Origin of the sequence: Nitrosomonas sp. (assembly GCF_040256045.1) — a bacterium.
GTDB lineage: Bacteria > Pseudomonadota > Gammaproteobacteria > Burkholderiales > Nitrosomonadaceae > Nitrosomonas.
On sequence record NZ_JBDZWD010000096.1, the window covers coordinates 1 to 2,909 of the forward strand.

Annotated in this window: 3 protein-coding genes; 2 read left to right on the forward strand and 1 reads right to left on the reverse strand. The window is 54.3% G+C overall.

Annotation, left to right across the window (positions count from 1 at the left end):
- Nucleotides 1-48: 48 nt before the first annotated feature.
- Nucleotides 49-1,341 (reverse strand): TonB-dependent siderophore receptor, encoded by a 1,293-nt coding sequence (locus ABUL11_RS11180; RefSeq protein WP_350283929.1) that lies wholly within the window; start codon nt 1,339-1,341, stop codon nt 49-51.
- 211 nt (nt 1,342-1,552) lie between these two features.
- On the opposite strand from ABUL11_RS11180, the gene ABUL11_RS11185 reads away from it, so the two are divergent.
- The gene (locus ABUL11_RS11185; protein WP_350283930.1) at nt 1,553-2,728 is read left to right on the forward strand and encodes a Fic family protein; all 1,176 of its coding nucleotides are present in this window, start codon (nt 1,553-1,555) and stop codon (nt 2,726-2,728) included.
- On the forward strand, nt 2,725-2,850 hold the full coding sequence (locus ABUL11_RS11190) for a hypothetical protein (protein ID WP_350283931.1): 126 nt from the start codon (nt 2,725-2,727) through the stop codon (nt 2,848-2,850). Before ABUL11_RS11185 ends, ABUL11_RS11190 begins: the two co-directional genes overlap by 4 nt.
- Nucleotides 2,851-2,909 lie beyond the last annotated feature (59 nt).

The following is a 2,909-nucleotide window of genomic DNA, read 5'->3' on the forward strand; positions in this document are numbered from 1 at the left end:
AATCCTCCTTCGGTAATTGGTTATATATTACACCAGTACACAACGGGACTAAACACCTAGAGTCCAATTTGACCCGATCGCCTGATCAAGGCGGATGAACTGTCTGTTATTTTTTCTCAGCCAGCGATCGTTAGGCCCGCCGAGATAAAAGCTGCGCCGCAGACCGATATCTTCTCCATTTGAATAACGTGGAAGTCCAAAAGTATTATATCCGCCAAAATCCTGGTGCATGATGTCGCCACCCACGGTGAGCATGGTGCTGTCGGTGATATCCGCTTCGATGATGCCATAAAATAGGGCTTTGTCGCTCTTACTAAAATCGTAGAAATATTTTCGATCCTCGTAAACGCCGACCAGGCGTCCGCGAATACGGCCTGCCATGATCGATCCGCCCACATCCAGTTCACCACGATAGTTATTCCAACTGCCGGCATGAGCCAGTGCCTTCACCTGAAATTGCTTTGTCGGTTTCTTGCGCACGAGATTGATGGCACCGCCCGGTGCGCCAGAAATGCCGTAGAGTGCGTCAGCCCCGCGCAGAACTTCGATCCTATCGAACATGGCTAAGTCCAGTTGTGACATGTTGAGACCGAAAGTTTGGCCACCCGACCCATACGTGGGGCTGTTGCCATCGATCTGGAAGCTTGTGATTTGGAAGCCACGAGAATAAAAAGATGAACTCACACTGTTTGCTTTCTGAACTGTGATACCGGGTGTACGCTCCAGCACATCATCCAGCGTTTTCAGTTGTTGATCATCGATGCGCTGGCGCGTCATGACTGTAATCGTTTGAGGCAGTTCCTTGAGATTTTGTCCCTTACCATAGGAGGATTGGTTAGTCGTGTAGGAGCCTGTGCCTTCAGTTACCCCAGGATCGATCGCAGCGCCCGTCACTGTCATTTCAGTCAGCATAGTTGCATTTTCTTGTGCTGTGCTTGTTTTTGATCGTTTATGCAAGCTGTATTTTCCCTTCGCATCGTGTACCGCATAGAGGTTACTTCCGATCAGCAATCGATCCAGCCCTTCCTGGAGGGTATAGCTGCCCTGTAATCCTGTGCTTTGCAGGCCAGTAGTCGTATCCGGCGAGAAGGTAAGCAGAATGCCCGCCTCACGACCAAAGTGGTTAAGCACTGTCTCCAGCGGGCCGGCAGCAATATTATAGGTTTTGCGGGCATGGGTAACAGCGGGAACGTTCCGGGTGGGTATTTCGGCAGCCTGAACGCTCTCAGGCGGCAGAAGGATCGTAATGGCGGTCAATGTATGGCAGATAATACTTGCCCATACAATGCCCGGGAAATGCTTTTCACTGCAAACATAGAAATGATTATGCGGATGATTCATGTTTCGATTCCTGTTGGGTTAAACGGAGAGAGTTAAAAAAGAAATACTCGTCTCCTATGTCCCGCGAGAATCGAAAAAAGACCACTTAACAGAAAAAATTTTTAGCGATTCGTAAAAGCGTGCTGATGAAATCTCAAAGCTCACTTTAATTGTTGCTTGACAAATTAAAGAATGCTTTAATTTGATTCCGACAAATTAAAGCGAACTTTCAATGAGTCGCATCACCGGAATCTACAGCACGACCACCACGCCGGGCGAAGCGGTGCGAGCGTTCGTGCCACATCCGCTGCCGCCCGCCAAACCGCCTCTGGATGTGACCTCGTTCGCCACGCTCAACCAGCAGGCGGAGTTGGCTTTGGCACGGCTGTCGGCGGTATCCGGCCTGGTGCCGTCGGTGGACTGGCTGCTTTACGGGGCCGTGCGCAAGGAAGCCCTGCTTACCTCGCAGATCGAAGGCACGCAAGCCACGCTGACCGATTTATTCGACGATGAGGCGGGTTTCAAGCTCAACAACACGGACGATGTTGCCGAGATCAGTAACTACCTGCGCGCTTTTCGCTACGTGCAAGCGCAATTGCGTTCGCCGGATGGATTGCCACTGAGTGCGCGCCTGCTGCGTGAGGCGCACCGCCTGCTGCTGGACGGCGCGCGCGGCGCAGGCAAGCAACCTGGTGAGTTGCGTCAATCACAGAACTGGATCGGCGGCACGCGCCCCGGCAATGCCGTCTTCGTGCCGCCGCCACCGGAGCGCGTGCCCGGGCTGCTAGCCGATCTGGAAAAGTTCATCCATGCAGAGAACGGCGACTTGCCGCCGCTGGTGAAAATCGCGCTCGTCCACGCGCAATTCGAGACCATTCATCCGTTTCTGGACGGCAATGGCCGCATCGGCCGTTTGCTGATCGCCGCACTGCTGGAGCATTGGGGCTTGCTGGCCGAGCCGCTGATGTATTTGAGCGGCTACCTGAAGCAGCACCAGGCCGAGTATTACCGCCGCCTGTCCGACATTCGCCTGGAAGGCGATTGGGAGGCATGGGTGGCGTTCTTTCTGGAAGGCGTGGCGGTTGCGGCGGGCGAGTCCGAACGCGGCATCGTCGCCATCGCCAGCCTGATTGCCGCCGACCGCAAGAAGCTGCTGGGTTCAAGCAAAGCCAGCCCCGTGAGCTATCGCCTGTTCGAGTTGCTGCCCATAATGCCGCGCTTCACCATCGAGCGTGTCCGGCAATGCCTGAACACCACTTCGCCCACTGCGACCGCCGCCGTGCGAACGCTGGAAGAATTGGGCATCGTGGCGGAACTGACCGGACAGAAGAAGAATCGCAGCTACGGCTATCAGGACTATGTGAAACTGCTGGCCGGCACCACCCCTCCAGAGGAGGGGAATATATGAGCGAAGACCTGAAACCCTGCTGCTACGAACCGATCGCGCTTTCCGGCGAAAGACCGGAGGGCCTGCCTCCATCTCGCTTGGAGCATGGTGGATTCATACTGCAATTAACTCATCATCATTGAATCTTCGTTCGTGACACACATAGCCAGATTTTTCAGGCTGATGTGAGGTATCTGAGGCG